We start from the raw sequence: 25,972 nt of genomic DNA, 5'->3' as shown, positions 1-25,972 counted from the left end.
CTGACTTTCATTAGTCTTGTGAAGAGTTATTGAGGTTTACCGGGATAATAACTCATAACCATAGATTTTCTAAGGATTTAAAATCCCAATCTGCGGGTTCTTCAGGTCCTTCAATGCTTTCTTTACAGTTTTTTGCAGAAAGATCGATGATTTGTATAGGAATGGGGGCATTTGAGCGTATTGAGAAGAACACTTTGACTTTAGGTTTTAGTAAGGAGTCTATAGCAGGCTCAATTACCACAGCTAAGCGTTGAGACGTTAAGCGAACCAGAGAGCCAATCGGGTAGATACCTACAGATTTAACAAAACTATTAAAAATTTGTTTATCAAAATGTCCATCCCATTTCGACATTTCACGGATGGTATTGGCGGGTTCCCAAGGTTTTTTGTAGGCACGTTCAGAGGTCACTGCATCATAGACATCGCAAATAGCAGCCATACGAGCCAGCTGAGAAATTTTTTCTGCAGGCAGTTGGTTGGGATAACCGGTGCCATTAATCTTCTCGTGATGATTTAATGCAATATCAATCACTTCTGCTTCTGCACCACTGTCCTGCAGAATTGTGGCGCCCACGATAGTGTGTTTTTTCATGATCAGATATTCAGCATCTGTGAGCTTGCCTGGTTTGTTTAAGATGTCTAGAGGCATAGCGGCTTTACCCAAGTCATGCATCAGACCGCCGATACCAGCCAGGCGAGTTTGTTCTTTATCTAACCCCATCTGATTGGCAAGTGACAACATAAGCGCACATACAGCAACAGAGTGCATGTATGTGTAATCATCATGCGTTTTTAATCGGGCGACACTGAGTATGGCAGCAGAGTTACGTTGAACCAACGAGTCAATTTCACCAACAAGTGGTAGGGTGGTTTTTGGATCGATGGCTTTACCCAGACGAATATCGTTGAACATCGACATGATCTGAGGTTTGGCATCCTGGCATAGTTTTCTGGCTCGTTCGATTTCATTCTCAATCGAACTTGAAGCGTCTGAAGCTTTTATCTCAGAGTGAGTTTTATCTGTGGTCGTTTGTTGTGCGGTGGGCGAATCAGTCTTCTGCGATGAGTCGGAAGATTTGGCTGCTTCGGTTATTTCGCCTTTCTCGTCATCAATCCACAACTCTTTTATACCTGCTTCTTTGATGCGCTTAATGTCATTGGGTTCGGTGAGCAAGAAACTACTGCGGACAAACGGGTGCTGTATCCAGGACCCTCCTAGTTTCTGAATATACATACCGATTTGTAACTCACTTGTAGCAATGCGTTTTATCGCCATTCTCTCTCTCTATCAATTGAAGATATTTTTTATTATTTATAACAAACATATCGTGCTTACACGGTGCCATCAATAGCTATTTCAATTATTCGTCTAAGCCTTATATTATTATTTGTATAGCCTTGAAATTATTGTGAAAATTCAGAACTGAATTAACTGAAAATAGAGATATATTGTATCGATACAAAGAATACGAAAAAGGGCTGTTTTCAGCAGAGGATGGCGGTGTGTGGTCACGCATTCTTGTGTTATGCTCAGTGGCAAAATCCCTCCCTGACTATCATTTAGGAATCAAGTGTGACAAAAACACCCATACTGAAAGAAGGTAACAATTGCTGGCAAAAAACACATGCAGATCAAGTTGCTTTACTTATCGATGGGGAAAATTACTTTGGTGCTTTGCATGCTGCTATCCAGCGGGCGAAACACTCGGTATATATTCTTTCCTGGGATATTGATAGCCGAATGCAACTTGTTCGCAACAGTGATCAAGTTGAAGACCTACCCGTAGAGTTGGGTGCTTTTATCAGTGAAGTGCTTAACCGAAACCCTGATTTACATGTTTATATTCTGAACTGGGACTGGGCAATGGTTTATACGATGGAGCGTGAGTGGTTGCCCATGTATAAACCAGCGTGGAAATCTCAAAACAGATTGCATTTTAAACTCGATGGTGAGTGTCCAATGGGAGCATCTCAGCACCAGAAAGTGGTGGTGATAGACGATGAGATTGCCTTCTCCGGTGGTTTTGATATTGGCAAAAGTCGTTGGGATAGCTCGGAACATAAAGCGAAAGAATCAAGACGTATTGATCCTGATGGTCATCATTACCCGCCATTTCATGATGTACAAATGATGGTGCAAGGTGAAGCGGCAGCCGCCTTAGGTGACCTGGCACGAGAACGCTGGTTAAAAGCGACCGGCGAAAAACTCAATAAACCGTCACAAAAATCAGGATCGGCATGGCCTGAATATATCGAGCCCTGGTTTAAAGACATCGAGATAGGCATCAGCAGGACAATGCCTCAGTACCGTGATCAGAAAGAAATTCGTGAAGTTGAACAACTCTATATTGATAGCCTGAAAGCGGCTGAAAATCTTATATATATGGAGAATCAATATTTTACCTCCTGGAAAGTAGCTGATTTATTAGCCGAACGCTTGCAGGAACGAGACGGGCCCGATGTTGTTTTAGTCTTGCCATTAATGACTGGTGGCTGGTTGGAACAGGCCACCATGGATGTTTTGCGTTATCGTGTGGCCTGCAAATTGAAAGAGGCTGACAAACATAATCGGTTACGTCTTTGTTATCCGCATCGTGATGAGCTTGGTGATTCTTATATCAGCGTGCATGCAAAAATCACGGTCATTGATGATTGTTTAATGCGAGTCGGTTCAGCAAATTTAAGCAACCGTTCCATGGGCTTCGATAGTGAATGTGATCTGGTGATTGAAGCGGAGACAGATGAACACAAAGCTACTGTCAGTCGGTTTCGCGAGCGTTTACTGACAGAACATTTTGGTATGACAGCAGATGAACTCCGCCAGAATTTATCTCAGGAAGGTTCGCTTATTCGCTTGATAGATGCTCGACAGGAAAACAGTCATACATTACGTGAACTTGATTGTTCGGTCTCTGACTATGCGAATCAGATGTTACCGGATTCTGCCATTGTCGATCCTGAAAGGCCGATTGAAACGGAAAAACTGACTAAGATGTTTATTCCGGTTGATGAACCAAAATCAGCCCAAAAACAGTGGTGGAAAATTGTTGCCGTTTTGATTGTGGTACTAGCGTTAACAGCTATTTGGCGATGGACACCATTAAGTGAATGGTTAAATCCGGAAACATTACAACATGCCGCTGAAGGTATTAAGTCACATCCATTAACACCATTAATTGTGATCGGTATTTTTGCCATTGCCGGATTGATTGCCTTTCCGGTGACCCTGTTGATTATCACAACGGCACTGACATTTGGCCCTTTATGGGGAACTGTTTATTCCATTATTGGATCGCTGGTGAGTGGCTTGATGGGGTATGCCGTTGGACACTATATGGGGCGAAATACCATTCAGAAATTAGCCGGTTCCAGTATCAATAAATTAAGCAGGCGTCTGGCTAAACATGGTGTTTTGGCGATTATCACTGTACGCATTATTCCTGTAGCACCGTTTACAGTGATTAATCTTGTCGCCGGTGGCTCACATATTAATACGCGTGATTTTACCATTGGTACGCTGATCGGTATGTTACCGGGGATATTGGGTATTACAGTGTTTGCTGATTCATTGATGCGAACTGTGCAAAATCCAGACCCTGAACAAATCGCGATATTTGTGGGAGTCGTCATCGTCATTGTTGGCATTATGGTTGGGTTGAAGCGACTGATTAATCGTAAAGAAGACGAATAAGAGATTGAATGGACCTTAAGTTAGCCAGTTATAACATCCATGCCTGTATCGGCACTGATGGACATTTTGATCCGTTTAGAATAGTGGATGTCATCCGTGAGATAGATGCTGACATCATTGCGCTACAAGAGGTCGAGCATCACATGGTCAATGATATCGACCTGCTGGATTTTATTGCCCAACAAACGGGGATGATCGGTATTGCCGGACCGACAATGTTTCGTGAAAGTCGTCATTATGGCAATGCGGTTTTAAGTAAATATCCATTAAGCTCTCATGAACTGATTGATTTGAGTCTGGCACCTCATGAGCCCAGAGGTGCCATTCAACTCAGGCTGGAAATAGAGCAGCATCAACTGGTGATAATGACCACTCATTTTGGTTTAAAACCTACGGAACGCCAGTATCAGGTAGAAAAACTCTTGAGCCGTCTAGGCGAGCATGAAGTTGATACGGCGGTGTTGATGGGGGATTTGAATGAATGGTTTTTGTGGGGACGAACATTACGCCGCTTAAAAGCCTATTTTGATACCACGCCATCAAGAAAGAGTTTCCCCAGTTTTTTTCCTGTATTTGCCTTGGATCGTATTTGGGTTCACCCTCGTCAGCATCTACTGTCTTTGGATATACACAAATCTTCTCTGGCAAAAAAAGCCTCAGATCATCTCCCCGTAGTGGCCCGAATTCTGTTCTGATGATTTGAAGTCATGGCTTCAAATTGTTAGGGTAAACAATACGTGTTCTTAACACACCTCTTCGTTTTTCACCTAGTGAATAACGTTTTCCAAAAAGTTCATCAGTAATCTAAACGGATAATTACATGATAAGACGAAGAGCTATCTTGTCCACAAGAAGCTTGTTTTTAAGCCAATCAATTATTGCTCTATTAGCGTTGGGCGCATCATCAATTGCAGTTGCTGATGCTGAACAAGAAACGGTTGAACAATTACAGACCCGTGTTAAAGCTCTACAACTGGAGTTGGAAAAAACACGTGCTGCGCTTGCTAAAGCCGAACAGGAAAAACAGCAATCAACGGCAAAACTTGAAGCATTAGCAGAATCCCAAGTCGATACTGAAGCTAAACCTGACGATAAAATCCGGTTTGGTCACCTCAAAGTAGGGGGAGCGATTAGGGCGAATTACGCGATTGGCGATTATCCTGAGACAGGTGGTGCCTCACGGTCATTTGATGATGATGGTAACTTTGCCCTGGATACGTTTCGTCTGAATCTCGACTATGAAAATGGCCCTTATCTGGGGAAATTAGAATACCGCTGGTATAACGGTTATAACTTTCTGCACACGGGCTGGTTAGGTTATCAATTTGACGAGCAGCGTCAGATACAAGTCGGTGTAAACAGAGTGCCTTTTGGTCCCGGGCCTTATGGTGTATCGCAGAGCTGGTTTTTTGATCAGCATTATTATCTCGGTCTATCTGATGATATGGATCTGGGGGTTAAATATCATCAGTCCACAGACCAATGGGATTGGGACATTGCCTATTATGTCTCTGATGAAGGCTCATATACGGGTTCATCACATCAAAGTGCTCGCTATTCCTACGATGTGGTCAATGAATCTGGTGATGGTTATGAAGAACGTAACCAGTTTAATTTACGGGGTATTACTCACCTTGGTTCCGGTGAAATCAAAACCGATCTTGGTTTCTCCTTACAGTATTCGCAATTAAAAAGCCGTGGTTCACAAGATGATGGGCACCATTATGCTGTCTCTGGTCATATGCTGAACAAATGGCGAGCATTTACACTGGCAACACAATTAACGTACTACCGTTTTGACGTAGACAAAGATCAGCCTTTGGGAACAAGTAAGCTGGTGCAAATGGGGGCCTATGATTTTCCCAATACAGTCGCTGCAGAAGCCTGGTTACCGGCTGTTTCTCTCAGTTATCGCTATGACACAAATCAGTTGCCGTGGCTGGATTACGTTATGCCCTATGTCGAATACAGTATTTTATTGAAAGAAGAGCGTGACTTTAACGATAGTGCACTCGCTACTTTGGGGGCGGCTTGGGCTAGTGGCAACTGGTACATCTACACCGATTTAAGCGCCTCAAATGGCAATGAATTCATTGGTGGCGATGATCCTTTTGGTGATCGCTTAGGCGCCAACCAGAATGATGATTGGCAGACGCGTTTTAATATCAATTTTGGCTATTACTTCTAAGTATTACCCGCATTAAACAAAATAATAATCAGAGAGTTCATATATATATGACGAGTCCGACGATAGAAAATAAAACAACACGTAAAGCAGAAATCAATCCACCCGTATTTTTTGGTTCAGCTATTTTAATTATCGCTTTTGTTATTTTTGCAGCGTTTTTTTCTGATACCGCCTCTTCAGTTTTTACCGCGACTCAATCCTGGATAGTAAATAGTTTTGGCTGGTTTTATTTACTGGCCGTCGGATTTTTCCTTATCTTCAGTATTGGCCTGGCAATGAGTTCCTATGGGGCTATTAAACTTGGCCCTGATCATTCTGAACCTGACTATGGTTATTTATCGTGGTTTGCCATGTTGTTTAGTGCTGGCATGGGGATAGGTTTATTATTTTTCGGCGTTGCTGAGCCGATTATGCACTTTTCTTCACCACCTGTAGGCCAAGGTGGTGATATTGAAGCTGCCAGGGAAGCGATGTCGATCACGTTTTTCCATTGGGGCTTACACGCTTGGGCAATTTATGCCGTGGTGGGTTTATCGCTTGCCTATTTTGGTTTTCGACACAATTTACCGTTAAGCATTCGCTCGTCACTTTATCCCTTAATTGGTGAAAAAATATATGGCCCCATCGGCCATACAGTAGATATTTTCGCCGTGCTAGGCACCATGTTTGGTGTGGCGACTTCACTGGGTCTTGGGGTTTTACAGGTGAATGCCGGGCTTACTTATATGTTTGGCTTACCAGCAGAATCAGTGGGTCTTCAAATCGGCTTGATTGCAGGGATTACACTGCTAGCAACTATTTCTGTTGTCGCTGGGCTGGACTCAGGCATCAAACGTCTGTCTGAAATTAATCTGGGGCTGGCTATTCTTTTATTGTTGTTTGTTTTATTTGCTGGTCCGACGCTGTTCTTATTGCAAACATTGGTACAAAACACCGGTAATTATTTAAGCGAAGTGGTTAATAAAACATTCAATCTATACGCTTATGATCCTAATGGCTGGATAGGTGGCTGGACATTATTCTATTGGGGCTGGTGGATTGCCTGGTCGCCCTTTGTCGGGATGTTTATTGCCCGAGTGTCGAGGGGTCGAACTATCCGTCAGTTTATTCTAGGTGTGTTATTTGTGCCTGTTGGTTTTACCTTTATGTGGATGACGTTTTTTGGTGGAACAGCCATTCATATGGAGCTGGGTAATCTTGCCGGGGTTATTTCTGGAGCCGTCAGTGAAAATAGTGCCATCGCCGTTTTCTCGATGTTTGAGCATATGCCGCTGAGTATGATTTCTTCTGGCTTAGCCACCATACTGGTCATCACATTTTTTGTAACATCATCAGATTCAGGTTCCTTGGTCATTGATATGATTACCTCCAATGGCCATCCTAAACCGCCGGTTTGGCAGCGCATTTTTTGGGCATTAACGGAAGGTTGTGTTGCTGCTGCGTTATTGCTGGCGGGTGGTTTAAAAGCCTTACAAACGGCTTCTATTGCTGGTGCTCTGCCATTTGTTGTCATCATGTTACTGATGTGTTTTGGCTTGATGAAAGGCTTAAGAATGGAAGGCATAAAACGCCTGATCATTGGTGTGCCACAGACTCCTGTGAGTACAGGCAGACAAGTTGGCTGGAAGCAACGCCTGAAAAATTTGAGTGAATATCCTGATAAAGCGACAATGCAAACATTTTTGAACGATGTGGTGAAACCCGCGTTGAAAAAAGTGGCGGCGGAATTACGTAATACTGGTGTTGAATCTGAGATTGTTAGCAAAAAAGATTCGATTGAATTAAACGTCAGCTATGGTGGTGAGAAAGACTTTGTTTACGGGGTTCACAGCGTCAGGCACGTAATGCCAAGTTTTGCCCTCGATGCATTAGACGATGATGATGAGACAAAGCGTTATTATCGGGGTGAAGTGTATCTTGCTGAAGGTAGTCAACATTACGATATGTACGGATACAATCAAGAGCAAGTCATTGATGACATTCTGATTCAATACGAAAAACATATGCACTTCCTGCATATTGTTGGCGACAGTTAAATTTGATAACAAAATCTGGCAAGATTATTCAACACAGTTCATGATATTGTCCTGAAAAAATGAACGGAGAGAGATATGCGTTTTTTTTACTTGGCTTCGATAGCCTTAGGTTTGAGTTTTACTGGTTTAGCTCATGCGGGAAGTAGTCAGTATTTAGATCATTATTCCTGTGGCAAAAGTGCCATAGAGGTAGGTATGGATGTTGACCAAATCATGCATGTTTGTGGCGAGAACTGGCAGCCCAGCAACGTGGTGAAGTCTGTCAGACCGGCTTTGAAAGTGGGTAAAGATGGTGAGCGCCTTCAGGATAATTTTGAAAAATGGATGTTTAAAACAATGAGTAAAGGCAGCACGCATGTTTTACTTAAAAACGGTAAAGTTATCCGAATTTTTACCACTCAATAAAAGATCGTTATTCAGTTTGGTTTAAGTTTGAATTTCTACACTTAAGCTCACTTAGACATCTAAATAATGTATACGATGAAACGCACTCTATTCACATGCTTATCTATTTCAGTGAGCGCTGTGCTTGCGGTATCGCCAGCACAAGCTGATGAAAGTGCCAGTGTGGCCAGACAATTGCTGAAAGAGGGCAAGATTATGCCTCTTCAGGAAATTCTGACGAAGGCAAAAGTAATAAAACCCGGTCAGGTCATTGAAACAGATTTGGAAAAAGACGATGGCCGTTATATATACGAACTCGAGATTCTGGATGAACAAGGTCAGGTCTGGGAGCTTGAGTTAGATGCTCAAACAGGTGAGTTTGTTGAGCTGGAAAATGAGGATAATTAATGCGGCTGTTATTGGTTGAAGATGATCCCTTATTAGGACCTAACCTTCAGCAAGCATTGAATAAAGCCGGATTTGCCACAGATTTATCTGCTGATGGTATTGATGGCGAAGCAATGGGCGAAATCGAGCCTTATGATCTGATTGTATTGGATCTAGGGTTACCGGGGAAACCGGGACTAGAAGTCTTAGAAAATTGGCGACGCAATGAAAATGCCGTGCCCGTAATTATTCTGACTGCACGTGATGCCTGGGAAGATAAAGTACTGGGCTTTAAAGCTGGTGCAGATGATTATCTTGCTAAACCTTTTCAAACTGAAGAGCTCATCGTTCGGATTAATGCTGTTTTACGCCGTTGCTCTGGGCAGCATCCTGGAGAGTTGAGTTATGAAGGTTTAGCTCTGGATGAAGCAGAGCAGACCGTGATATTGAAGACGGGTGAGAAGCATAGCCTGACAGGCACAGAATTTAAGCTGTTAAGATACTTTATGTTGCACCCCCAGCAGTTACTTTCTAAAACCACACTTACTGAGCATGTCTATCAACTGGATAGTGACAAAGACAGCAATGTGATGGAAGTCTATGTGAATCGCTTACGTCAGAAAATTGGGGCTGATTGGATAGTAACAAGGCGCGGCCAAGGTTATATTTTTGGTCAGCAAGACTAATGCGATCGGTTCGTAGCCGTTTATCCATTGGCTTAGCAATTTTTTTAGCTGTCTTGTTGATTGGACAATGGCTGTGGCTAACCTTCACCATTGATCGTTTAATCGAAAAGCAAGTTATCACCCGCCTGCAAGAAGAAACACAAACCTTAGTTGCTCATATCCATATTAATGCTGAGGGAGAAATCCTACTGGATGATCGTCGTTTGAGCAGCAGCTATCAGCGGGCCTTCTCAGGTCTGTACTTTTCTATTCAAACACCACAACAACAACTCTTCTCACGCTCTTTATGGGACTTTGATTTATCTACACCGGCCTTAAATTTCGGTGAAAAAGCCACGCTTTATCTGGAAGGACCAGGACAGCAACCGTTGATGGCTGTGTCAGCGGGCTATCTGAAGCAGGGACAGCAGGTCACGATTACCGTAGCAGAAGATATTGCCTGGATGTTGGAGGATAAAACCCATTTTCAGTGGACATTTACTACCTTATCACTGTTAGGCGTTTTAGCTTTGTTGGGGCTACAGTTTTGGATTGTCAGACGTGCATTGAGACCACTGAATAAAGCTAAGAATGAATTAAAACTATTGGGGCAAGGCGATATTGAAAAAATTGATGAACAGGCGCCTGATGAAATCCGGCCCTTACTGGTTGAACTCAATCGTTTAATGGCCAGTATGGTCACAAAAACACGCCGCTCCAGGCAATCGCTTGGTAATTTAGCGCATCGTCTTAAAACCCAATTGACCCTGTTAAACCAGATCGCCGACAGTGAGGAATTGAAAAACGATGCTGTGACTAAAGCAGCAATCTATCAGCAGACTCAGGAAATCAAGCAAATTATTGATCGTGAATTAAAACGTGCTCGTGTGTCGGGTTTAACATTGCCTGGAAGAGGTGTTGATATTCATGAATTAGTGGTAAGTCTGGCTGATACATTAAAACGTATCTATCAGGATAAACAACTGATTATTACCTGTCAGGTTGATAAACAACTGCGTTTTCATGGTGATCGAGAAGACTTGCTGGAACTGCTGGGAAATATCATGGATAACGCATGCAAATGGTGCCAAAGCCGGGTAGAACTAGAGATCAAGAATGAAAAGGGTATTGCTATTCGGGTGATGGATGATGGACCTGGATGTCATGATGATGACTTGTCAGCTTTGACTCAACGGGGTTTTCGGGCTGATGAATCAACGCCGGGAAGTGGTTTAGGTTTGGCAATTGTATTTGATATTGTTGAAAGCTATGACGGTACTATGCAGTTTGCTCAATCCCAGAAATGGGGAGGCCTGCAGGTGGATATCCACCTGCAGGCCTCAGTAGCTGATTAGAACCAGTCTTTAGTTGTTTTACGAACTTCACCGGTTTTGGCGTCGATTAGTACTTCCCATTCGCCACCATCAGCATCAACAATTTCAAACTCATAATCCCAGCCTTTATCAAAGGCACGGTCTTCCAAATCGGCATCTTCTACAATACCAGGTTTGGCTTCAAGCGCTTTAGCTTGTGCTTGTTCTAATGAAATTAAGCCAAAACCTTCAGAGATTTTTCTGATTTCACGCATATCATCAGCATCTAAATCCGCATGTGCAACACCCATCTGCATCATCATTGTTGCCGCACCAATTAAGCCAATTGTTTTTACGTTTTTCATTTTGTGCTCCTTTTGTTGAGGTACGGGTCACATACTAGGTGGCGTAGCTTAAACGAAGCTGAATTTATTTAAGATAAAGGTTTACTAAAAATTAGGAAGCTAACTATAATGGGGTATGCTTCAACTTAAAGACTTGCCAGATAAGGCAATATTAGAAAAATTTGCTTCGCGCTACCCAGAAGTAGATATCAATGCAGTGATGCAGTTTCTACATCTTTTAGGGGTGGCGTCAGAGCTTTCTGTCGGCTTAGATAAGTTTTTGAGCCGCTATGATTTACTCCAGGGTCGCTGGTGGGTGTTAATTTTACTGATGCGTGAAGATACCTTCATGTCTTCACACTCCAAGTTAGCAGAACAAGCTGGGGTCAGCCGAGCTACGATGACAGGCCTGTTAGATGGCTTGGCACGAGAAGGATTGATAAAACGTATTGTCGATGAAAAAGATAAACGGCAAACACAAATTAAACTTACCAAGAAGGGTCAGCAAAAATTAGACGAAGTCATGCCTGATTATTATCAGCGTTTGGGACAATTGATGTCCGTGATTGATAAAGAGCAAGGTCAGGTATTAATGGATGTGCTGGCAAAGTTAAAGCGAAATTTAACGATTTTTGATTGAACGTTAAATTAAGCCAAACAATAGATAACACTAAATTTAACCAGGAGTGAGTAATGAAAAAGTTTTTAGTTTTTATGTTCAGTATGTTTTCTGTGCAATTTTCTGTGATGGCTGAAGAGCTATCGGTAAAAAATCAGATAGATTTTGCTAATGCCCAATGGAACAAAGCGTTTAATGCTGGCGATGTCGATAGTTTGAAACAGTTATATAAAAATGATGCGACCTTATCACCGGGTAATGGCGCTATCTTAAAAGGTAAAGATGCTATCGCACAGTTATTTCAAAGTTTTGTTGATAACGGTGTGACCAATCATCAAATTGAAACAGATGCTATTTATTCAACTGACGATCAGATAACCCAAATTGGTTACTGGCACGCAGACGGAAAAAACACCGATGGTGAGAAGATAAGTTTCGGCGGTGTTTTATCTTTGGTTCTGGTAAAAACTGAAGATGGTTCATGGTTAATTCAGTCGCATATCTGGAATATGCAACCTTAAAAAAGCATATTCACCGACAAAAAAGCCCTTCACAGTGAAGGGCTTTTTTTTGCGCCGTATTTAAATGGTGCAAGGTTAATCATTATGGTGCATAAATAAGCATCTAAACTACTTATTAAAAAACTTTTAATGAACTCTTTCTTTTAAATCAATAGTTTACTTTTTTGGCACAGTGTTTGCCAAAGTAAGCAGACAATGATTGACGGAGAGATCCATGAGAGAGAAGTTAGTTTTAATCGGTAATGGCATGGCAGGAGTGCGTACGCTGGAAGAGTTACTTAAACTCGCACCAGAGAAATATGACATTACTGTCTTTGGTGAAGAACCCTACGGTAACTATAACCGGATTATGCTCTCACCTGTATTGGCTGGTGAGAAAACCATTGATGAGATCATGATTAATGATTTGCAGTGGTATCAAGATAACAACATCACCTTGTTATCAGGTAAAAAGGTGACCACCATAGATCGTCTAAACCGTGTGGTAATAGCGGATGATGGCACCACCGAAAAATATGACCGTCTTTTACTGGCCACTGGCTCGCGTCCATTCATGTTGCCAATAGCTGGTGCAGATCTCCCCGGTGTCATTAGTTTTCGTGATATCGCTGATGTTGACACCATGCTGGAAACGGCAAAGACACATAAAAAAGCCGTGGTGATTGGTGGTGGATTGTTAGGACTGGAAGCCGCAAATGGTCTGATGATTCAGGGGATGGATGTCAGTGTTGTTCACATCAGTGATGTGTTGATGAATCAACAGTTAGACAAACCCGCGTCCGATCTGATGCTGGACGAACTGCGGGGGAAAGGGCTGAAGTTTTTGATGGAACATCAAACGGAAGCCATTATCGGTCGCGACCGAGTTGAAAAACTTCGCTTTAAAGATGGCTCAGAAATAGAAGCGGATTTGGTAGTGATGGCTGTGGGTATCCGCCCCAATATCGAATTAGCCAGTTCAGCCGGTATCCATTGTGATCGTGGCATTGTGGTGGATGACACCATGCAAACCTTTGACCCACGTATTTATGCAGTCGGTGAGTGTGTGCAGCACCGGAGCCAAACCTTTGGCCTGGTCGCCCCATTATTTGAGCAAGCAAAAGTGTGTTCAAACCATCTGGCTCAAATGGGGATTGCCCGTTATATCAGTTCAGTCACATCAACCAAATTAAAGGTAACAGGCATCGATTTGTTTTCTGCCGGTGACTTTCTCGGTGATGACGATACTGAAGATCTGGTATTTAAGGATGCCGCAAGAAAAGTCTATAAAAAGCTGGTGATTAAAGAAAACCAATTGGTTGGCGCCGTTCTCTATGGGGACACCGTTGACGGTGCCTGGTACTTCCAATTGATGCGCGATGGTACCGATATCTCAGATATTCGTGAAAACATGTTGTTTGGACAGCATCACCTGGGGGATTCAGGACATGGTCCATCGAATTCTGTTGACGGTTTAGCCGATGATGCCGAGATTTGTGGCTGTAATGGTGTTTGTAAGGGCGATATTGTTCAGGCTATTTCGAAGCATGGCCTGTTTACTCTGGATGAAGTCAAAGCACATACCAAGGCATCAGCATCCTGTGGCTCATGTACAGGCTTAGTTGAACAGTTACTGGCTTCAACGCTAGGCAGCGATTTTAATGATACGCCGAGTAAAAAACCGCTTTGTGCCTGTACCGATTTATCGCATGCTGAAGTTAAGGCTGCCATTATTGATAAATCCCTGAAAACGATTCCTGATTTGATGTCAGCACTTGAGTGGAAAACAGCAGATGGCTGCCACTCCTGTCGTCCGGCTCTGAACTATTACATGTTAAGCAGTTGGCCAAATGAGTATCAGGATGATCCTCAGTCACGTTTTATTAACGAACGTGTCCATGCCAATATTCAGAAAGACGGCACTTATTCAGTTGTACCCAGAATTTGGGGCGGGGTCACCAATCCTAGAGAGTTGCGCGCCATTGCGGATATCTCCGAAAAATACAATGTGCCCACCGTTAAAATAACTGGTGGTCAGCGGATAGATTTACTCGGAATCAAAAAAGAAGACTTGCCTAAAATGTGGGCAGATCTGAGCGAGGCAGGCTTTGTTTCGGGTCATGCTTATGGCAAATCGTTAAGAACAGTCAAAACCTGCGTCGGTTCTGAATGGTGTCGGTTCGGCACTCAAGACTCTACTGGCTTAGGTATCAAAGCGGAAAAAATGACCTGGGGAAGCTGGACACCCCATAAATTCAAGATTGCTGTTTCTGGTTGTCCAAGAAACTGTGCCGAAGCGACCATCAAAGATTTTGGCATTGTGTGTGTGGATTCAGGCTACGAACTTCATGTCGGTGGTAATGGCGGTATCAAAGTCAGGGCAACTGACTTTCTTACCAAAGTCGCGACTGAGGAAGAGGCGCTGGAATATTGTGCCGCCTTTATGCAGCTGTATCGCGAAGAAGCTCATTATCTGGAACGTACTGCACCATGGATTGAACGCGTCGGTTTAAAACATGTGACCTCAGCTGTGGTCGACGATGAAATGAATCGTAAACGGTTGGCTGAGCGTTTCCATGATTCACAAAAAAATGCACAGGTAGATCCTTGGGCTGAACAAGCGGCCAAATATAAAGAAAACTATATTCCTATTAAACAAGTGGTGTAGAGGTAGATATGAGTTGGACTGAAGTTGGCCCTCTGGTCGATATTCCAAAAAAAGGATCACGTGTACTCGTGACAGCAGAAGGTGATGTTGCGGTGTTTCGCACCTCAAGTGATCAGGTCTTTGCCTTATTTGATCAATGTCCTCATAAAAAAGGACCGTTATCTCAAGGACTTGTTTACGATAATCGTGTGGCTTGCCCTTTGCATAACTGGGTTATTGATATGAACAGTGGCGAAGCCACTGGACCCGATGAAGGCTGTACCCGTACATTTGAGACAAAAATAGACAACGGTACCGTTTTTATTTCTCTGTAACCTGATAAAGAGTCTCTAATTTTGGCTGAACAACATACGACGACTACAAAAACGACTTGTCCATACTGCGGTGTTGGCTGCGGCGTGTTAGCAACCCCACTTCAGAATGGCACTGTACAAATTGAAGGTGATGAAACGCATCCTGCCAATCTGGGACGCCTGTGCTCAAAAGGTTCGGCGCTGGGAGAAACCGTGGATTTGGGGAATCGTTTGCTCCATCCCAAAGTGCATGGAAAACGGGTGTCGTGGGATGAGGCAATCATGTCAGTGGCTCGTGGATTTAGTGACATCATTGCTAAACATGGTCCTGAGTCGGTGGCGTTTTATGTGTCAGGCCAAGTATTGACGGAAGATTACTACACCGCCAATAAATTAATGAAAGGCTTTATTGGCGGTGCCAATATCGATACCAACTCGCGTTTGTGTATGTCATCCGCTGTGGCGGCGTATAAACGGGCATTTGGTAGTGATACGGTGCCGTGTAGTTATGAAGATATTGAACTTGCCGATCTGGTGATCCTGGCAGGCTCGAATCTGGCCTGGTGCCATCCAGTCATTTTTCAGCGGCTGAGACAGGCTAAAGAAGATCGGCCTGAGATGAAAATTGTGGTGATTGATCCACGCAAAACCTCGACCTGTGATATCGCCGATTTACATTTGTCGGTGAAACCCGGCACGGATGCTACTTTATTTAACGGCCTATTACATTATCTGAAAAAAGAAGATTATCTGGATCTTGAATTTCTGGAAGCACACACGGAAGGCTTTGCTGCTGCAATGACTGCAGCCAAAACCTCTGCGGGGTCGATTCCTCAAGTAGCGGCTGTGACCGAGTTGCAAGAGCAGGACATAGTGAAGTTCTATCAGCTATTTGCTTCAACGGAAAAAGTCGTTACGGTTTATTCTCAGGGTATTAACCAATCTACTTCCGGAACAGATAAATGTAACAGCATTATTAACTGCCATCTCGCTACCGGCCGGATTGGTAAACCAGGCATGGGGCCTTTTTCGTTTACCGGCCAGCCTAATGCCATGGGCGGTCGGGAAGTGGGCGGTTTAAGTAACCAGCTTGCTGCACACATGGAAATCACTAATCCTGAGCATCATGACCGGGTATCACGCTTCTGGAAGGCCGATAATTTAGCCACAGAAAATGGGGCCAAAGCCATTGATATGTTTAATGAGGTCGCTAGTGGCAAAATCAAAGCCATCTGGATCATGGCGACCAACCCCGTGGTCAGCTTGCCTGACGCTGATAAGGTGAAAGCTGCCCTGGAAAAATGTGAACTGGTGGTGGTGTCTGAATGTGAAAAATTTACTGATACCACCGAACTTGCTGATATTTTACTGCCGGCTGCAGCCTGGGGTGAAAAAGACGGTATGGTGACCAACTCTGAGCGTCGTATCAGTCATCAACGGGCATTTTTACCTTTGCCTGGAGAAGCCAGACCTGACTGGTGGATTATTACTCAGGTTGCCAGAAAAATGGGATTTGAGGCCGCATTTCCCTTTGAGAAACCAGCCGATGTCTTTAGAGAGCATGCCCAACTGTCCGCGTTTGAAAATGACGGTGAGCGCGACTTTAATATTGGTGGTCTGGCCGATATCAGTGATGAAGACTATGACAATCTGGTGCCAGTGCAATGGCCTGTCATGGCGAATACCGAGATGGGCACTGCACGTCTGTTTACCGACAAGCGATTTTTTACGCCGTCTGGTAAAGCCAGAATGATCAGTGTTGAACCCAAATTACCCTTTAACCCAACAACAGAGGCATATCCACTGGTATTAAATACTGGCCGTATTCGTGATCAGTGGCACACCATGACACGAACAGGCAGAGCCGTCAGATTGAATGCCCATATTCCTGAACCAATGGTTCAGATTCATCCATTGGATGCAGCGACTTTTGAGCTGGTAGATGGTGCCTTGGCTGAAGTCAGCAGTCAGTGGGGTGAGATGATTGTTCGGGTGGTGGTAACAGATGAACAACGACCAGGCAGTATTTTTGTGCCGATTCACTGGAGCAGCCAATATGCCTCAATGGCGCGTGTCGATGCCTTGGTGGCCTCTGTATATGATCCCGTTTCTGGTCAGCCAGAGTCTAAACATACGCCAGTGACGATTCGGGCATACCAACCTGTCTGGCATGGTTTTATTCTGTCGCGTCATCCCATTACGGTGAAAGATGCCAACTACTGGGTGAAGGTCCGTGGCGCTCAATTCTGGCGCTATGAAATTGCCGGGCAGCAATCATTAGATGACCCAGCCAAATGGGCCCAACAACACTTAGGTGAAGAGGGGGAATGGCTGGATTTTACTGATGCTAAAGCGGGTCGTTATCGCGCTGGTCAAATAAAACGTAATCGATTAGAGGGTGTTGTATTTATTGCCCCTAGTCATGATTTGCCAGCACGTTCGTGGTTATCACAATTATTTAGTTTAAACAGTCTTTCGGATGCTGAACGATACAGCTTATTGGTCGGTCAGCCCAGTCAGGGGCAAAAAGATGCTGGTCAAATTGTCTGCTCTTGCTTCGGGGTGGGGCAAAACACGCTGAATGAGGCGATTCAATCCGGACATGTCAATTCTGTTGATGAGATTGGTCAGAAATTAAAAGCTGGGACCAATTGTGGTTCCTGTGTGCCCGAGCTGAAAAAATTACTTGCTCATTAATGGTGAGCAGCGTCGTTACTACTAATAGAGGTCTATCTGCAACGAAGCAGTTTGATTTGAGTATTTGATGTTAAAGCCCATTATTCACGAAGAGCGGCTTATTTGCAGAGGAAAAAAGAATGCCAAGATTAAAAAAGCTAACCCTTATGTCATTACTTAGCACAGGGCTTGGAAGTGTTGCCCTGTTACCTGGTACGGTAATGGCTGATGACAGCTTTTATGATGCGTTGACTGGTGGAAAGGTGAGTTTTTCTGCCAGACTGCGCTATGAGTCAGTAGAGCAGGATAATGCCCTAAAAGATGCCGATGCCGTAACTTTGCGGACCACCTTAGGCTATAAAACCGGTGACTTTCATGGTTTTGGTGCCTTTTTGGAACTGGAAGATGTGTCGGATTTGGGGGGCGATTATGAAGAGTACCCACAAACAGCAGTCAAGAAGTACTCCGTTATTGCTGATCCGAATGGCACGGAAGTGAATCAGGCTTACTTGAGTTATAACGGCTATGGCACTGAAGTCAAACTGGGCCGTCAGGAATTGACCTACCGTGATGCACCGTTTCACCGGTTTATCGGTAATGTACTCTGGCGTCAAAATCATCAATCATTTGATGCTGTTAGTCTGAGTAATAGCTCAATTAAAGATCTTAAATTGAGCTATGCCTATATCAATAAAGTGAACACGATTTTTGGTAATGACCTCACCGCAGGCCTGATTGACGATGGCGTGATTGATATGGACAGTCACTTATTTAATGTTCAATACAGCGGCTGGTCTGTGGGCAAATTAGAAGCGTATAGCTATTTACTCGATTATGAGGATGCTGCTGATAACAACGCTAACTCAACAGCGACTTATGGTTTGAGATTATCTGGTGCGAAGCCGGTTAATGAAAATTTATCGGCAGTCTATACCGCCGAGTATGCGACACAAGATGAATATGCTGATGGCAAAATGGATCCACAGGATTATTACTTGCTGGAGTTGGGTGGTAAATATGAAGGTTGGTTGGCAAAGTTATCATATGAAGTACAAGAAGGTGACGGCACCTACAGTTTTAAAACACCGCTGGGCACCAACCATGCTTTCCAGGGCTGGGCTGATGTGTTTCTGACCACACCCAATCAAGGGTTGAAAGATACCTATTTCACAGTAGTTGGCAATGTGGCTGGCGCCAAGCTGATCGCGGTCTATCACGACTTTGAAACGGATAAAGACAGCCTTGATGCCGGAAATGAATTCGATGTGATGCTACAAAAAACCTTTATGCAACATTACACGCTGGGTATTTCCTATGCTGACTACAATGCAGATAAAGAATTCGGCGGTGCTGATACCGATAAGTTCTGGTTATATGGACAGCTTAACTTCTAAATCATACTCCTCATCTAGCCGGGCACTGCCCGGCTTTTTTTTATCTGTTAAATCTGCACCACAATTGTTCAATAGCCATCCCCATAACACCATTTTGAAGCAGACGGAAAGTATCTTAATAGTTTAAGTTGCTGTATTTAAATAAATATTTTTTTGGCATAGCTTATGCAAAATTGAGATTGTCATCCACTACTGCAAGGAGCATGTCATGGGATATTTCGTTGACTTAATGATGGTAGTAAAAGAATTAGTGAAATTAATTTTTATGGTAATGATTTCGCCTCTAGGGATTATGGCTGGTTATTTAGCGACCTGGGAATGACTCAGTTCTGAGCTAATTTCACTGGAGAACAAAGATGTATCCATTGATCATTGGTGGTGTAGTTGCCACTTGCATGCTTTTGATTATTTACAATCTGATATCTGAGCGTCGTCAGCTCAATCTGAGAATAAAACAAGGCATATTACTGACCAGCCATTTACGGTCGGTGGTTGACCATTGCCAAAAACATCGTGGCACAAGCAATGCAGTCGTAAGTGGGAATGAGAAGTTATTTCCACAAATGATTCAGCTACAGAATGATATCGACAATCTGATTGACAGTGAGATGAGTCAAACACTATCAGATTTTCCTCAATGGCAATCTTTTATAGAGCACTGGCCTCGGCTAAAACAACATGCTCTGGCCAAAGATCTTTCTCCACAAAATATCGTCAGACAACATAGCTTGATGATAGATGGCCAACTAATGCTGTTAGATGATGTGATGAGAGCATATGACTTACATCGCTTGATGCTTGATTCCTGCACACGCGTTTCAGAAATTTGTATTGATACGCTTCGTGTTGCAGAAACGCTCGGATATACACGAGCTATAGGTTCGGGCGTTTGTGCCAGAGGAGCGTGTTTGGCCGCTGATAGAATTCTGCTTGAGTTTTTACGTATCTCAGTAAAAACCACCTCAGAGAGGTTGCTGTCTGAAGTCAAATTAATTAATAACAACGATTTGAATTCTTCGTTGGAAACTTCCTCTAAAGCGGTTCGTCAGCAAATTGATGCCTTATTGAATATGGTTGATAAACGTGTGCTTCAACGGGGTCAGTTGAAGCTTGATAGCCATGAATATTTTAATCTTTCCACACGGGCTATTGATGAAGTGCTGAATATTTTCAGTATCGTTATTCAATATGCCTCCCAAAAACATACACGAATGATATGAGCAATGCTGCTATGAAAACAGTCACTAAAACGATTAACACGGTTGTTATCAGTGAATTTACGGAGTTTATGAATACGCTGCAAAAGGTGTTTGAAAATACCGACTATAACGTCATTTTCGAAGCCACTAATTTACAGCAATTACTTAATCTGAAATGGACCATTGAGCCCGACTTGATTATTGCCATTATGAATACCAGCGATAGTCAACTGTTAAGTAAATTTAAGATAATTAACGAACGCTTTCCATTACCGATTGTGATTTTCACACATGATGACCGAGATGAAGCCATTGAAGAGGCCATTGAGGCCGGTGTTAGTGCCTATATTGTTGATGGTTTTCATGAGAACCGGATTCACGCGATTCTCCGTACTGCCATAGCCCGGTTTAAACAAGTACAGAGTATGCAAAAACAGCTGAAAGATTTAAAAACGTCTTTGGCTGACAGAAAAATTATTGATAGAGCTAAAGGACTTATTATGGAACAACGGAAGTGCACAGAAAATGAAGCATACAGCCTGATGCGAACATCGGCCATGAATCAGAATATGCGACTCGGCCAACTTGCTCAAAATATTCTGGCTGCGGCTAATTTACTTGAACCGCAAAAAAATATTTAATAATTAACAATATAAACAAAGCATGGAGCCACTTTTATATAAGTGGCTTCTTATCTTCTATGGAAGATAGTGTCCTGAACATCATCCAGCTCAATCCCAATATTATTGGCTTAAATCCTGCTTGTACTATTTGCCCTGTAGTAGCTGAAGGTGTCTTTGAGATGTTTAATTTTAACTATTGTGGTAATTAATAAACGGACGCATTAAGATTTAAGGTAAATAATGTTAAAACAACATTGCCCACAGATATCAAAGGTACGAGTAGGGATGACTGAACTGTCACTGAATGAACATCATTATGAAACCACATATAAGTCGTTCTGCCTGACATCGGTTTTTCAACCCATTTTCAGTATCGCTCACCGAAAAGCGGTTGGGTATGAAGGTTTATTACGTGCTAATGATATTGATGGCAGAGCGGTATCGCCGGTTGAGATTATGTCCCAGCCAACCAGTCAGCGTGAACATCTGGAGTTAGACCGAACCTGTCGTTTTCTGCATGCCTCTAACTTTTCTCATCAGCCTGATAATAATGCCTGGTTATTTCTCAACCTCAATTCTCAGTGTCTGGTGGCTGAGCGTCCTGATGCCGGGTTTATGCATGAATTGATGCAGCAAACCAAACTGCCTGCCAGACGTATTGTGATTGAAATTTTAGAGAGTGAAATTGATGACCGTGAGTACCTTTTGGAACTCATTCAACATTTTCGCCGTTTGGGATGTTTGATTGCGATTGATGATTTTGGGGCTGGCCATTCTAATTTTGATCGCATCTGGAATCTACAGCCTGATATTGTGAAGATTGATCGTAGCTTGGTTAAGAAAGCTGGCCAGTCGATGAAGGTGGAAAGAATCCTCACCGGTATCGTGTCACTCATACACGAGGCAGGTAGTTTAGTTGTTATTGAAGGTGTTGAATCCGAAAAAGAAGCGCTAGTCGCTATTTCCAGTAATGCCGATATGATCCAGGGGTTTTATTTTGCTACGCCTGAATCCGATCTGCAGCAGGACGTAGATTTTGGTGAAGCGATGGATCAGCTTTTACAGCAACATCAGAATGTCCGTAGTCAATATAATCGTAAGCTTCAACAACATTTCCGCGCTTTCCAGTTGGTTTTTGAGAAAGAGGTTAGTGCGTTTAAGCATGGGCGTGCTTTCGAAGCATGTGGGAGCGAACTGTTTGACGATGAGCGGGCTGTACGTTGTTATTTACTTGACGAATCGGGCTATCAGATAGGTCGAAGCCTGTATTCAAACAAATACACGGCAAAACTGGATATCCGCTTTTCGCCATTACTTTCCGGAGATAATGCGAATTGGTCACATAGACACTATCACTTCAGGGCAATACAAAATCCGGATACAACACAAATTAGTCGCCCATATCTGTCTGTTGCCGGCTCTCATATGTGTATTACTGTGTCACAAGCTGTAGAAGTGAATGGAAAGATGTTTGTGTTCTGTTGTGACCTCGACTGGCCTGATGAAGATCTGGCCATAGACTGACTTTAGTGCACTAGTAGCGTGCAAGATGCACCATTTTAGCTTTAATATGTATTTAGTATGCTTATTTAAATATTAAAATAATATATAAATCAAATTGTTATGGATTGGCATGATTCCCGCTATTCGAACATAACCATTCTGGTATGTTTAAAAGAGAGCTGAATTAATGTCTAATAACAAACTCAATTTATTATCTTTTAAAGATAATATCCGTACCCTTCATTTAACCTGGATAGCCTTTTTTATCAGTTTTGTGGTGTGGTTTAATCACGCCCCTTTATTAATGGCTATTCGCGATACCTTAGGTCTCGACAGCCAGCAAATAAAAACGTTACTGATACTGAATGTGGCGTTAACCATTCCTGCACGAATTGTTATCGGTATGCTGGTGGATAAATATGGTCCTAAGATCATGTATTCACTGCTGCTCGGTATTTCCAGCATTATCTGTTTTTTCTTCGCAGTGGCCGATAGTTTTGAGCAATTAGCACTTGCTCGCTTTATGTTGGGTTTTGTTGGTGCTGGCTTTGTTATCGGCATTCGTATGATTTCCGAGTGGTTTCCAGCAAAGCAAGTCGGTTTGGCTGAGGGTATTTATGGTGGCTGGGGTAATTTTGGTTCAGCAGCAGCAGCGATGTCATTACCTACGATTGCCTTGATGTTTGGGGGTGAGGATAGCTGGCGTTATGCCATTGGTCTGACTGGTGCTATTGCACTTGTGTATGCCTTCATTTACTACAATAGTGTTTCTGATACGCCACAAGGCTCTACTTACTTTAAACCAAAAAAATCAGGTGCAATGGAAGTGACCAGTAAGGGAGATTTCTTTCTTTATATCGTAATGAATATTCCTATGTATGCAGCACTAGCTTTATTAGCATGGAAGTTATCACCCAGTGGTGTCAGCTTGCTGTCAATGAATGTCAGCTATGCGATTTATGTCGGTCTGGTTGTTTTATTTTTCTATCAGGTTTACCACATTTATCAAGTAAACAAAGAGGTCTTCGTAAAAGAAACCCCTGAAATTCACCGTTACAAATTTAAACAAGTCGCCGTGTTGGATTTAGCTTACTTAGCTACATTTGGATCTGAATTAGCGGTGGTATCGATGTTGCCGTTATTTTTCAGTGAAACGTTTGATATCAGTGCTGTACAAGCCGGGTTACTGGCATCAGGATTTGCTTTTATGAATCTGGTCTCGAGACCTATTGGTGGTTTATTCAGCGATCGTTTAGGTAGAAAGAGAACACTGACGATTTGCATCAGTGGACTGGCAGTAGGGTATTTTGTGATGGGCATGATCACACCTGAATGGTTCATTGTGTTGGCCGTGTTGGCGACGATGGCTTGCTCATTCTTTGTGCAAGCAGGTGAGGGCGCGGTGTTTGCAGTTGTACCACTGGTGCAACGTCGTTTAACTGGGCAGGTGGCAGGTATGGCCGGTGCCTATGGTAATGTCGGTGCTGTGACTTTCTTAACTATCTTATCTTTAGTTTCTGCACAAACCTTCTTCTTTGTTATCTGTGGGACGGCCATTGTTACCCTGATTGCGGTACAGTTTATGGATGAGCCGCGAGGACAAATGGCAGAAGTGCTGCCTGATGGCTCAGTACAAATGATAGACGTTCATTAATTTAAGGATCGTTATGGTCGCGAGATTGAAAGTCTCGGTTGGGCAGTATTCCAGCCGAGGCATCAAAGCAGATAATCAGGATGCAGTGGGGTTTTATATCCCTGCCAATCTCGCTCTGTTAGAAACAAAAGGTATCGCGTGTGCCATTGCCGATGGCTTGAGTTCAAGTAACGAAGGTAAACAAGCCAGCCAGGCCTGTGTGACCGGGTTTATGAGTGATTATTTCAGTACGCCTGATTCCTGGTCTGTTAAACAGTCTGGCAGTAAGGTGCTGACAGCGATCAACACTTGGTTACACGGTCAAAGCCATCAGTTTAAGCAGGCTGACCGTGGTATGGCATCTACTTTTAGTGCGGTTGTTGTGAAATCAACGACCGCACATATTTTCCATGTGGGCGATTCGAGAATCTATTTGTTTCGTGATGGCGAACTTGAACCCATCACCACCGATCACCGTATACGTATCGATGTTAATAAAGAATATTTAGGGCGGGCTTTTGGCGTTGATTACTGTTTGGACATTGATTACAAGTCTTTCGCTGTTCAGGAAAACGATGTTTTTTTATTAACCACTGATGGCGTGCATGATGTTTTGCCAGACAAAGTACTGAAACAATTTTTGTTGGCAGGTGCTGGAGCTGAGCCAGAGCAATATGCACAACAAATATGTGATGAAGCATTATCGGCGGGTAGTAAGGACAATATAAGCTGTCAGATTATCACTATTGAGCAATTACCAACACAAGATCCTGATGAAGTCTTTGCTCAATTAACCGCTTTGCCATTTCCGCCGGACTTGTATGAAGGCGTGATTATTGATGGTTACCGAATTAGTCGTGAATTACATGCAAGTTCGACCAGCCAACTGTATTTAGCCGTTGATACTGAAAGCGGTGATAAGGTGGTGATCAAGACACCATCGGTAAATTTTGAAGATGATCCCGCCTATCTGGAAAGATTCTTATTGGAAGAGTGGGTGGGGCGAAGAATCAACAACGCTCATGTGGTAAGAACCATTGAACAAAAGCGGCCACGGCGGTTTCTCTATTACATCATGGAGTATGTGGATGGCAAAACGCTTGAACAGTGGCTGAATGATGTCGGTCGTCTGGATTTAAAAACAGTACGGGAAATTGTGCCTCAACTTGTGTCTGCGGTCAGAGCCTTTCATCGGCTGGATATGCTTCATCAGGACTTAAAGCCCGGCAATATTATGATTTCCAGAGATGGCGTAGTTAAACTTATCGATTTCGGTTCGACTAAGATTGCCGGTATCGCTGATATCTCAACACCGGTGGAGCGTAGCGAGTTATTGGGTACAAAACATTACACTGCACCAGAGTATTTATTAGGTCGTGCTGGACAGGCGGCGTCTGATCAGTTTTCTCTCGCTTGTATTGTTTATGAAATGTTAACGGGCCAACTTCCCTATGCGGAAAAACTGGCGAAGGTGCGTGCCAAACAAGATCTTCATCGTATTGAATATCAATCCATCAACACATTAATTCACGATATTCCTAGCTGGGTAGATAAAACTCTTCAGAAAGCATTACAGCTTTATCCTGAGCGACGATACCAGGCATTATCTGAATTTGAGACTGATTTGATCAAGCCGAATCCGGCGTATTTGCGTGATGAAAAATTACCGCTGATGTACCGTTATCCGGTTAAATTCTGGCAAATATGTTCTTTGATTTTACTTCTGCTCAACTGCCTGTGTTTATATTTCTTGCTGAAATAATCTGGCACAGCTGCTTTTCACTATGAGCCAATCAATATAATAATTCGCTCATCCAAATCATGATCGTTCATATATTTACAGTATAGCCGTACAA

21 protein-coding genes are annotated in these 25,972 nt (G+C 43.1%); 19 read left to right on the top strand and 2 right to left on the bottom strand.

Annotated features, from left to right (window positions below):
* Window positions 1–52: 52 nt before the first annotated feature.
* The gene (locus tag MAMP_RS11930; protein ID WP_007146312.1) at window positions 53–1,276 is read right to left on the bottom strand and encodes an HD-GYP domain-containing protein; all 1,224 of its coding nucleotides are present in this window, start codon (window positions 1,274–1,276) and stop codon (window positions 53–55) included.
* A 297-nt stretch (window positions 1,277–1,573) separates the two neighbouring features.
* Between MAMP_RS11930 and MAMP_RS11925 the strand changes: the two genes are divergently transcribed.
* From MAMP_RS11925 to MAMP_RS11890, 8 genes are all read left to right on the top strand, one after another.
* Window positions 1,574–3,691, top strand: a complete 2,118-nt coding sequence (locus tag MAMP_RS11925) for a VTT domain-containing protein (protein WP_007146311.1) — start codon at window positions 1,574–1,576, stop codon at window positions 3,689–3,691.
* Window positions 3,692–3,699: 8 nt separating this feature from the next.
* Window positions 3,700–4,386, top strand: coding sequence for an endonuclease/exonuclease/phosphatase family protein (locus tag MAMP_RS11920; RefSeq protein ID WP_007146310.1), 687 nt, complete (start codon window positions 3,700–3,702; stop codon window positions 4,384–4,386).
* Window positions 4,387–4,511: 125 nt separating this feature from the next.
* Window positions 4,512–5,879 carry a coiled-coil domain-containing protein gene (locus MAMP_RS11915; RefSeq protein ID WP_007146309.1) on the top strand — a complete coding sequence of 456 codons (1,368 nt, stop codon included), beginning with the start codon at window positions 4,512–4,514 and terminating at the stop codon, window positions 5,877–5,879.
* 47 nt (window positions 5,880–5,926) lie between these two features.
* Complete coding sequence (locus MAMP_RS11910; RefSeq protein ID WP_007146308.1) at window positions 5,927–7,915, top strand: BCCT family transporter; 1,989 nt, start codon at window positions 5,927–5,929, stop codon at window positions 7,913–7,915.
* Window positions 7,916–7,990: 75 nt separating this feature from the next.
* The gene (locus MAMP_RS11905) at window positions 7,991–8,320 is read left to right on the top strand and encodes a DUF2845 domain-containing protein (protein WP_007146307.1); all 330 of its coding nucleotides are present in this window, start codon (window positions 7,991–7,993) and stop codon (window positions 8,318–8,320) included.
* Window positions 8,321–8,395: 75 nt separating this feature from the next.
* Entirely contained in the window at window positions 8,396–8,707 is a 312-nt protein-coding gene (locus MAMP_RS11900) for a PepSY domain-containing protein (protein ID WP_083821539.1), read from the top strand.
* Window positions 8,707–9,372: a response regulator transcription factor gene (locus tag MAMP_RS11895; protein WP_007146305.1), complete on the top strand. Its 666-nt coding sequence runs from the start codon at window positions 8,707–8,709 to the stop codon at window positions 9,370–9,372. The genes MAMP_RS11900 and MAMP_RS11895 overlap by 1 nt, the downstream gene beginning before the upstream one ends.
* The gene (locus MAMP_RS11890; RefSeq protein ID WP_007146304.1) at window positions 9,372–10,706 is read left to right on the top strand and encodes an ATP-binding protein; all 1,335 of its coding nucleotides are present in this window, start codon (window positions 9,372–9,374) and stop codon (window positions 10,704–10,706) included. The genes MAMP_RS11895 and MAMP_RS11890 overlap by 1 nt, the downstream gene beginning before the upstream one ends.
* Here the strand turns inward: MAMP_RS11890 and MAMP_RS11885 are convergent.
* Complete coding sequence (locus tag MAMP_RS11885) at window positions 10,703–11,029, bottom strand: PepSY domain-containing protein (protein WP_007146303.1); 327 nt, start codon at window positions 11,027–11,029, stop codon at window positions 10,703–10,705. The two genes, MAMP_RS11890 and MAMP_RS11885, sit on opposite strands and share 4 nt — an antisense overlap.
* Before the next feature lie 115 nt (window positions 11,030–11,144).
* On the opposite strand from MAMP_RS11885, the gene MAMP_RS11880 reads away from it, so the two are divergent.
* The 11 genes from MAMP_RS11880 (at window position 11,145) to MAMP_RS11830 (ending at window position 25,878) form a co-directional block, all read left to right on the top strand.
* Window positions 11,145–11,648 carry a MarR family winged helix-turn-helix transcriptional regulator gene (locus MAMP_RS11880; RefSeq protein WP_007146302.1) on the top strand — a complete coding sequence of 168 codons (504 nt, stop codon included), beginning with the start codon at window positions 11,145–11,147 and terminating at the stop codon, window positions 11,646–11,648.
* 53 nt (window positions 11,649–11,701) lie between these two features.
* The gene (locus tag MAMP_RS11875; protein WP_007146301.1) at window positions 11,702–12,148 is read left to right on the top strand and encodes a YybH family protein; all 447 of its coding nucleotides are present in this window, start codon (window positions 11,702–11,704) and stop codon (window positions 12,146–12,148) included.
* Between the two features lie 214 nt (window positions 12,149–12,362).
* Entirely contained in the window at window positions 12,363–14,795 is a 2,433-nt protein-coding gene (gene nirB, locus MAMP_RS11870) for a nitrite reductase large subunit NirB (RefSeq protein ID WP_007146300.1), read from the top strand.
* An 8-nt stretch (window positions 14,796–14,803) separates the two neighbouring features.
* Window positions 14,804–15,109: a nitrite reductase small subunit NirD gene (gene nirD, locus MAMP_RS11865; RefSeq protein WP_007146299.1), complete on the top strand. Its 306-nt coding sequence runs from the start codon at window positions 14,804–14,806 to the stop codon at window positions 15,107–15,109.
* A gap of 21 nt (window positions 15,110–15,130) precedes the next feature.
* On the top strand, window positions 15,131–17,785 hold the full coding sequence (locus tag MAMP_RS11860) for a nitrate reductase (RefSeq protein WP_040576583.1): 2,655 nt from the start codon (window positions 15,131–15,133) through the stop codon (window positions 17,783–17,785).
* Window positions 17,786–17,904: 119 nt separating this feature from the next.
* Entirely contained in the window at window positions 17,905–19,158 is a 1,254-nt protein-coding gene (locus MAMP_RS11855; protein WP_007146297.1) for an alginate export family protein, read from the top strand.
* A gap of 356 nt (window positions 19,159–19,514) precedes the next feature.
* Window positions 19,515–20,378 (top strand): nitrate- and nitrite sensing domain-containing protein, encoded by an 864-nt coding sequence (locus MAMP_RS11850; RefSeq protein ID WP_007146294.1) that lies wholly within the window; start codon window positions 19,515–19,517, stop codon window positions 20,376–20,378.
* A gap of 11 nt (window positions 20,379–20,389) precedes the next feature.
* Complete coding sequence (locus MAMP_RS11845; RefSeq protein WP_007146293.1) at window positions 20,390–20,998, top strand: ANTAR domain-containing response regulator; 609 nt, start codon at window positions 20,390–20,392, stop codon at window positions 20,996–20,998.
* Window positions 20,999–21,265: 267 nt separating this feature from the next.
* Window positions 21,266–22,504 (top strand): EAL domain-containing protein, encoded by a 1,239-nt coding sequence (locus MAMP_RS11840; protein WP_007146291.1) that lies wholly within the window; start codon window positions 21,266–21,268, stop codon window positions 22,502–22,504.
* Between the two features lie 166 nt (window positions 22,505–22,670).
* On the top strand, window positions 22,671–24,137 hold the full coding sequence (locus tag MAMP_RS11835; RefSeq protein WP_007146290.1) for a NarK family nitrate/nitrite MFS transporter: 1,467 nt from the start codon (window positions 22,671–22,673) through the stop codon (window positions 24,135–24,137).
* Between the two features lie 13 nt (window positions 24,138–24,150).
* Entirely contained in the window at window positions 24,151–25,878 is a 1,728-nt protein-coding gene (locus tag MAMP_RS11830; protein ID WP_007146289.1) for a bifunctional protein-serine/threonine kinase/phosphatase, read from the top strand.
* Window positions 25,879–25,972: the final 94 nt, after the last annotated feature.

Source organism: Methylophaga thalassica MP (assembly GCF_000214595.1).
Classification (GTDB): domain Bacteria; phylum Pseudomonadota; class Gammaproteobacteria; order Nitrosococcales; family Methylophagaceae; genus Methylophaga; species Methylophaga thalassica.
This window is presented reverse-complemented; position numbering and strand designations above follow the sequence as displayed.

Excerpts from the sequence above, each read along its gene's own strand:
- MAMP_RS11930 (WP_007146312.1), bottom strand. The coding sequence starts at position 1,276 with ATGGCGATAAAACGCATTGCTACAAGTGAGTTACAAATCGGTATGTAT.
- MAMP_RS11920 (WP_007146310.1), top strand. The coding sequence starts at position 3,700 with ATGGACCTTAAGTTAGCCAGTTATAACATCCATGCCTGTATCGGCACT.
- MAMP_RS11915 (WP_007146309.1), top strand. The coding sequence starts at position 4,512 with ATGATAAGACGAAGAGCTATCTTGTCCACAAGAAGCTTGTTTTTAAGC.
- MAMP_RS11910 (WP_007146308.1), top strand. The coding sequence starts at position 5,927 with ATGACGAGTCCGACGATAGAAAATAAAACAACACGTAAAGCAGAAATC.
- MAMP_RS11905 (WP_007146307.1), top strand. The coding sequence starts at position 7,991 with ATGCGTTTTTTTTACTTGGCTTCGATAGCCTTAGGTTTGAGTTTTACT.
- MAMP_RS11900 (WP_083821539.1), top strand. The coding sequence starts at position 8,396 with ATGAAACGCACTCTATTCACATGCTTATCTATTTCAGTGAGCGCTGTG.
- MAMP_RS11895 (WP_007146305.1), top strand. The coding sequence starts at position 8,707 with ATGCGGCTGTTATTGGTTGAAGATGATCCCTTATTAGGACCTAACCTT.
- MAMP_RS11890 (WP_007146304.1), top strand. The coding sequence starts at position 9,372 with ATGCGATCGGTTCGTAGCCGTTTATCCATTGGCTTAGCAATTTTTTTA.
- MAMP_RS11885 (WP_007146303.1), bottom strand. The coding sequence starts at position 11,029 with ATGAAAAACGTAAAAACAATTGGCTTAATTGGTGCGGCAACAATGATG.
- MAMP_RS11880 (WP_007146302.1), top strand. The coding sequence starts at position 11,145 with ATGCTTCAACTTAAAGACTTGCCAGATAAGGCAATATTAGAAAAATTT.
- MAMP_RS11875 (WP_007146301.1), top strand. The coding sequence starts at position 11,702 with ATGAAAAAGTTTTTAGTTTTTATGTTCAGTATGTTTTCTGTGCAATTT.
- nirB (WP_007146300.1), top strand. The coding sequence starts at position 12,363 with ATGAGAGAGAAGTTAGTTTTAATCGGTAATGGCATGGCAGGAGTGCGT.
- nirD (WP_007146299.1), top strand. The coding sequence starts at position 14,804 with ATGAGTTGGACTGAAGTTGGCCCTCTGGTCGATATTCCAAAAAAAGGA.
- MAMP_RS11855 (WP_007146297.1), top strand. The coding sequence starts at position 17,905 with ATGCCAAGATTAAAAAAGCTAACCCTTATGTCATTACTTAGCACAGGG.
- MAMP_RS11850 (WP_007146294.1), top strand. The coding sequence starts at position 19,515 with ATGTATCCATTGATCATTGGTGGTGTAGTTGCCACTTGCATGCTTTTG.
- MAMP_RS11845 (WP_007146293.1), top strand. The coding sequence starts at position 20,390 with ATGAAAACAGTCACTAAAACGATTAACACGGTTGTTATCAGTGAATTT.
- MAMP_RS11840 (WP_007146291.1), top strand. The coding sequence starts at position 21,266 with ATGACTGAACTGTCACTGAATGAACATCATTATGAAACCACATATAAG.
- MAMP_RS11835 (WP_007146290.1), top strand. The coding sequence starts at position 22,671 with ATGTCTAATAACAAACTCAATTTATTATCTTTTAAAGATAATATCCGT.
- MAMP_RS11830 (WP_007146289.1), top strand. The coding sequence starts at position 24,151 with ATGGTCGCGAGATTGAAAGTCTCGGTTGGGCAGTATTCCAGCCGAGGC.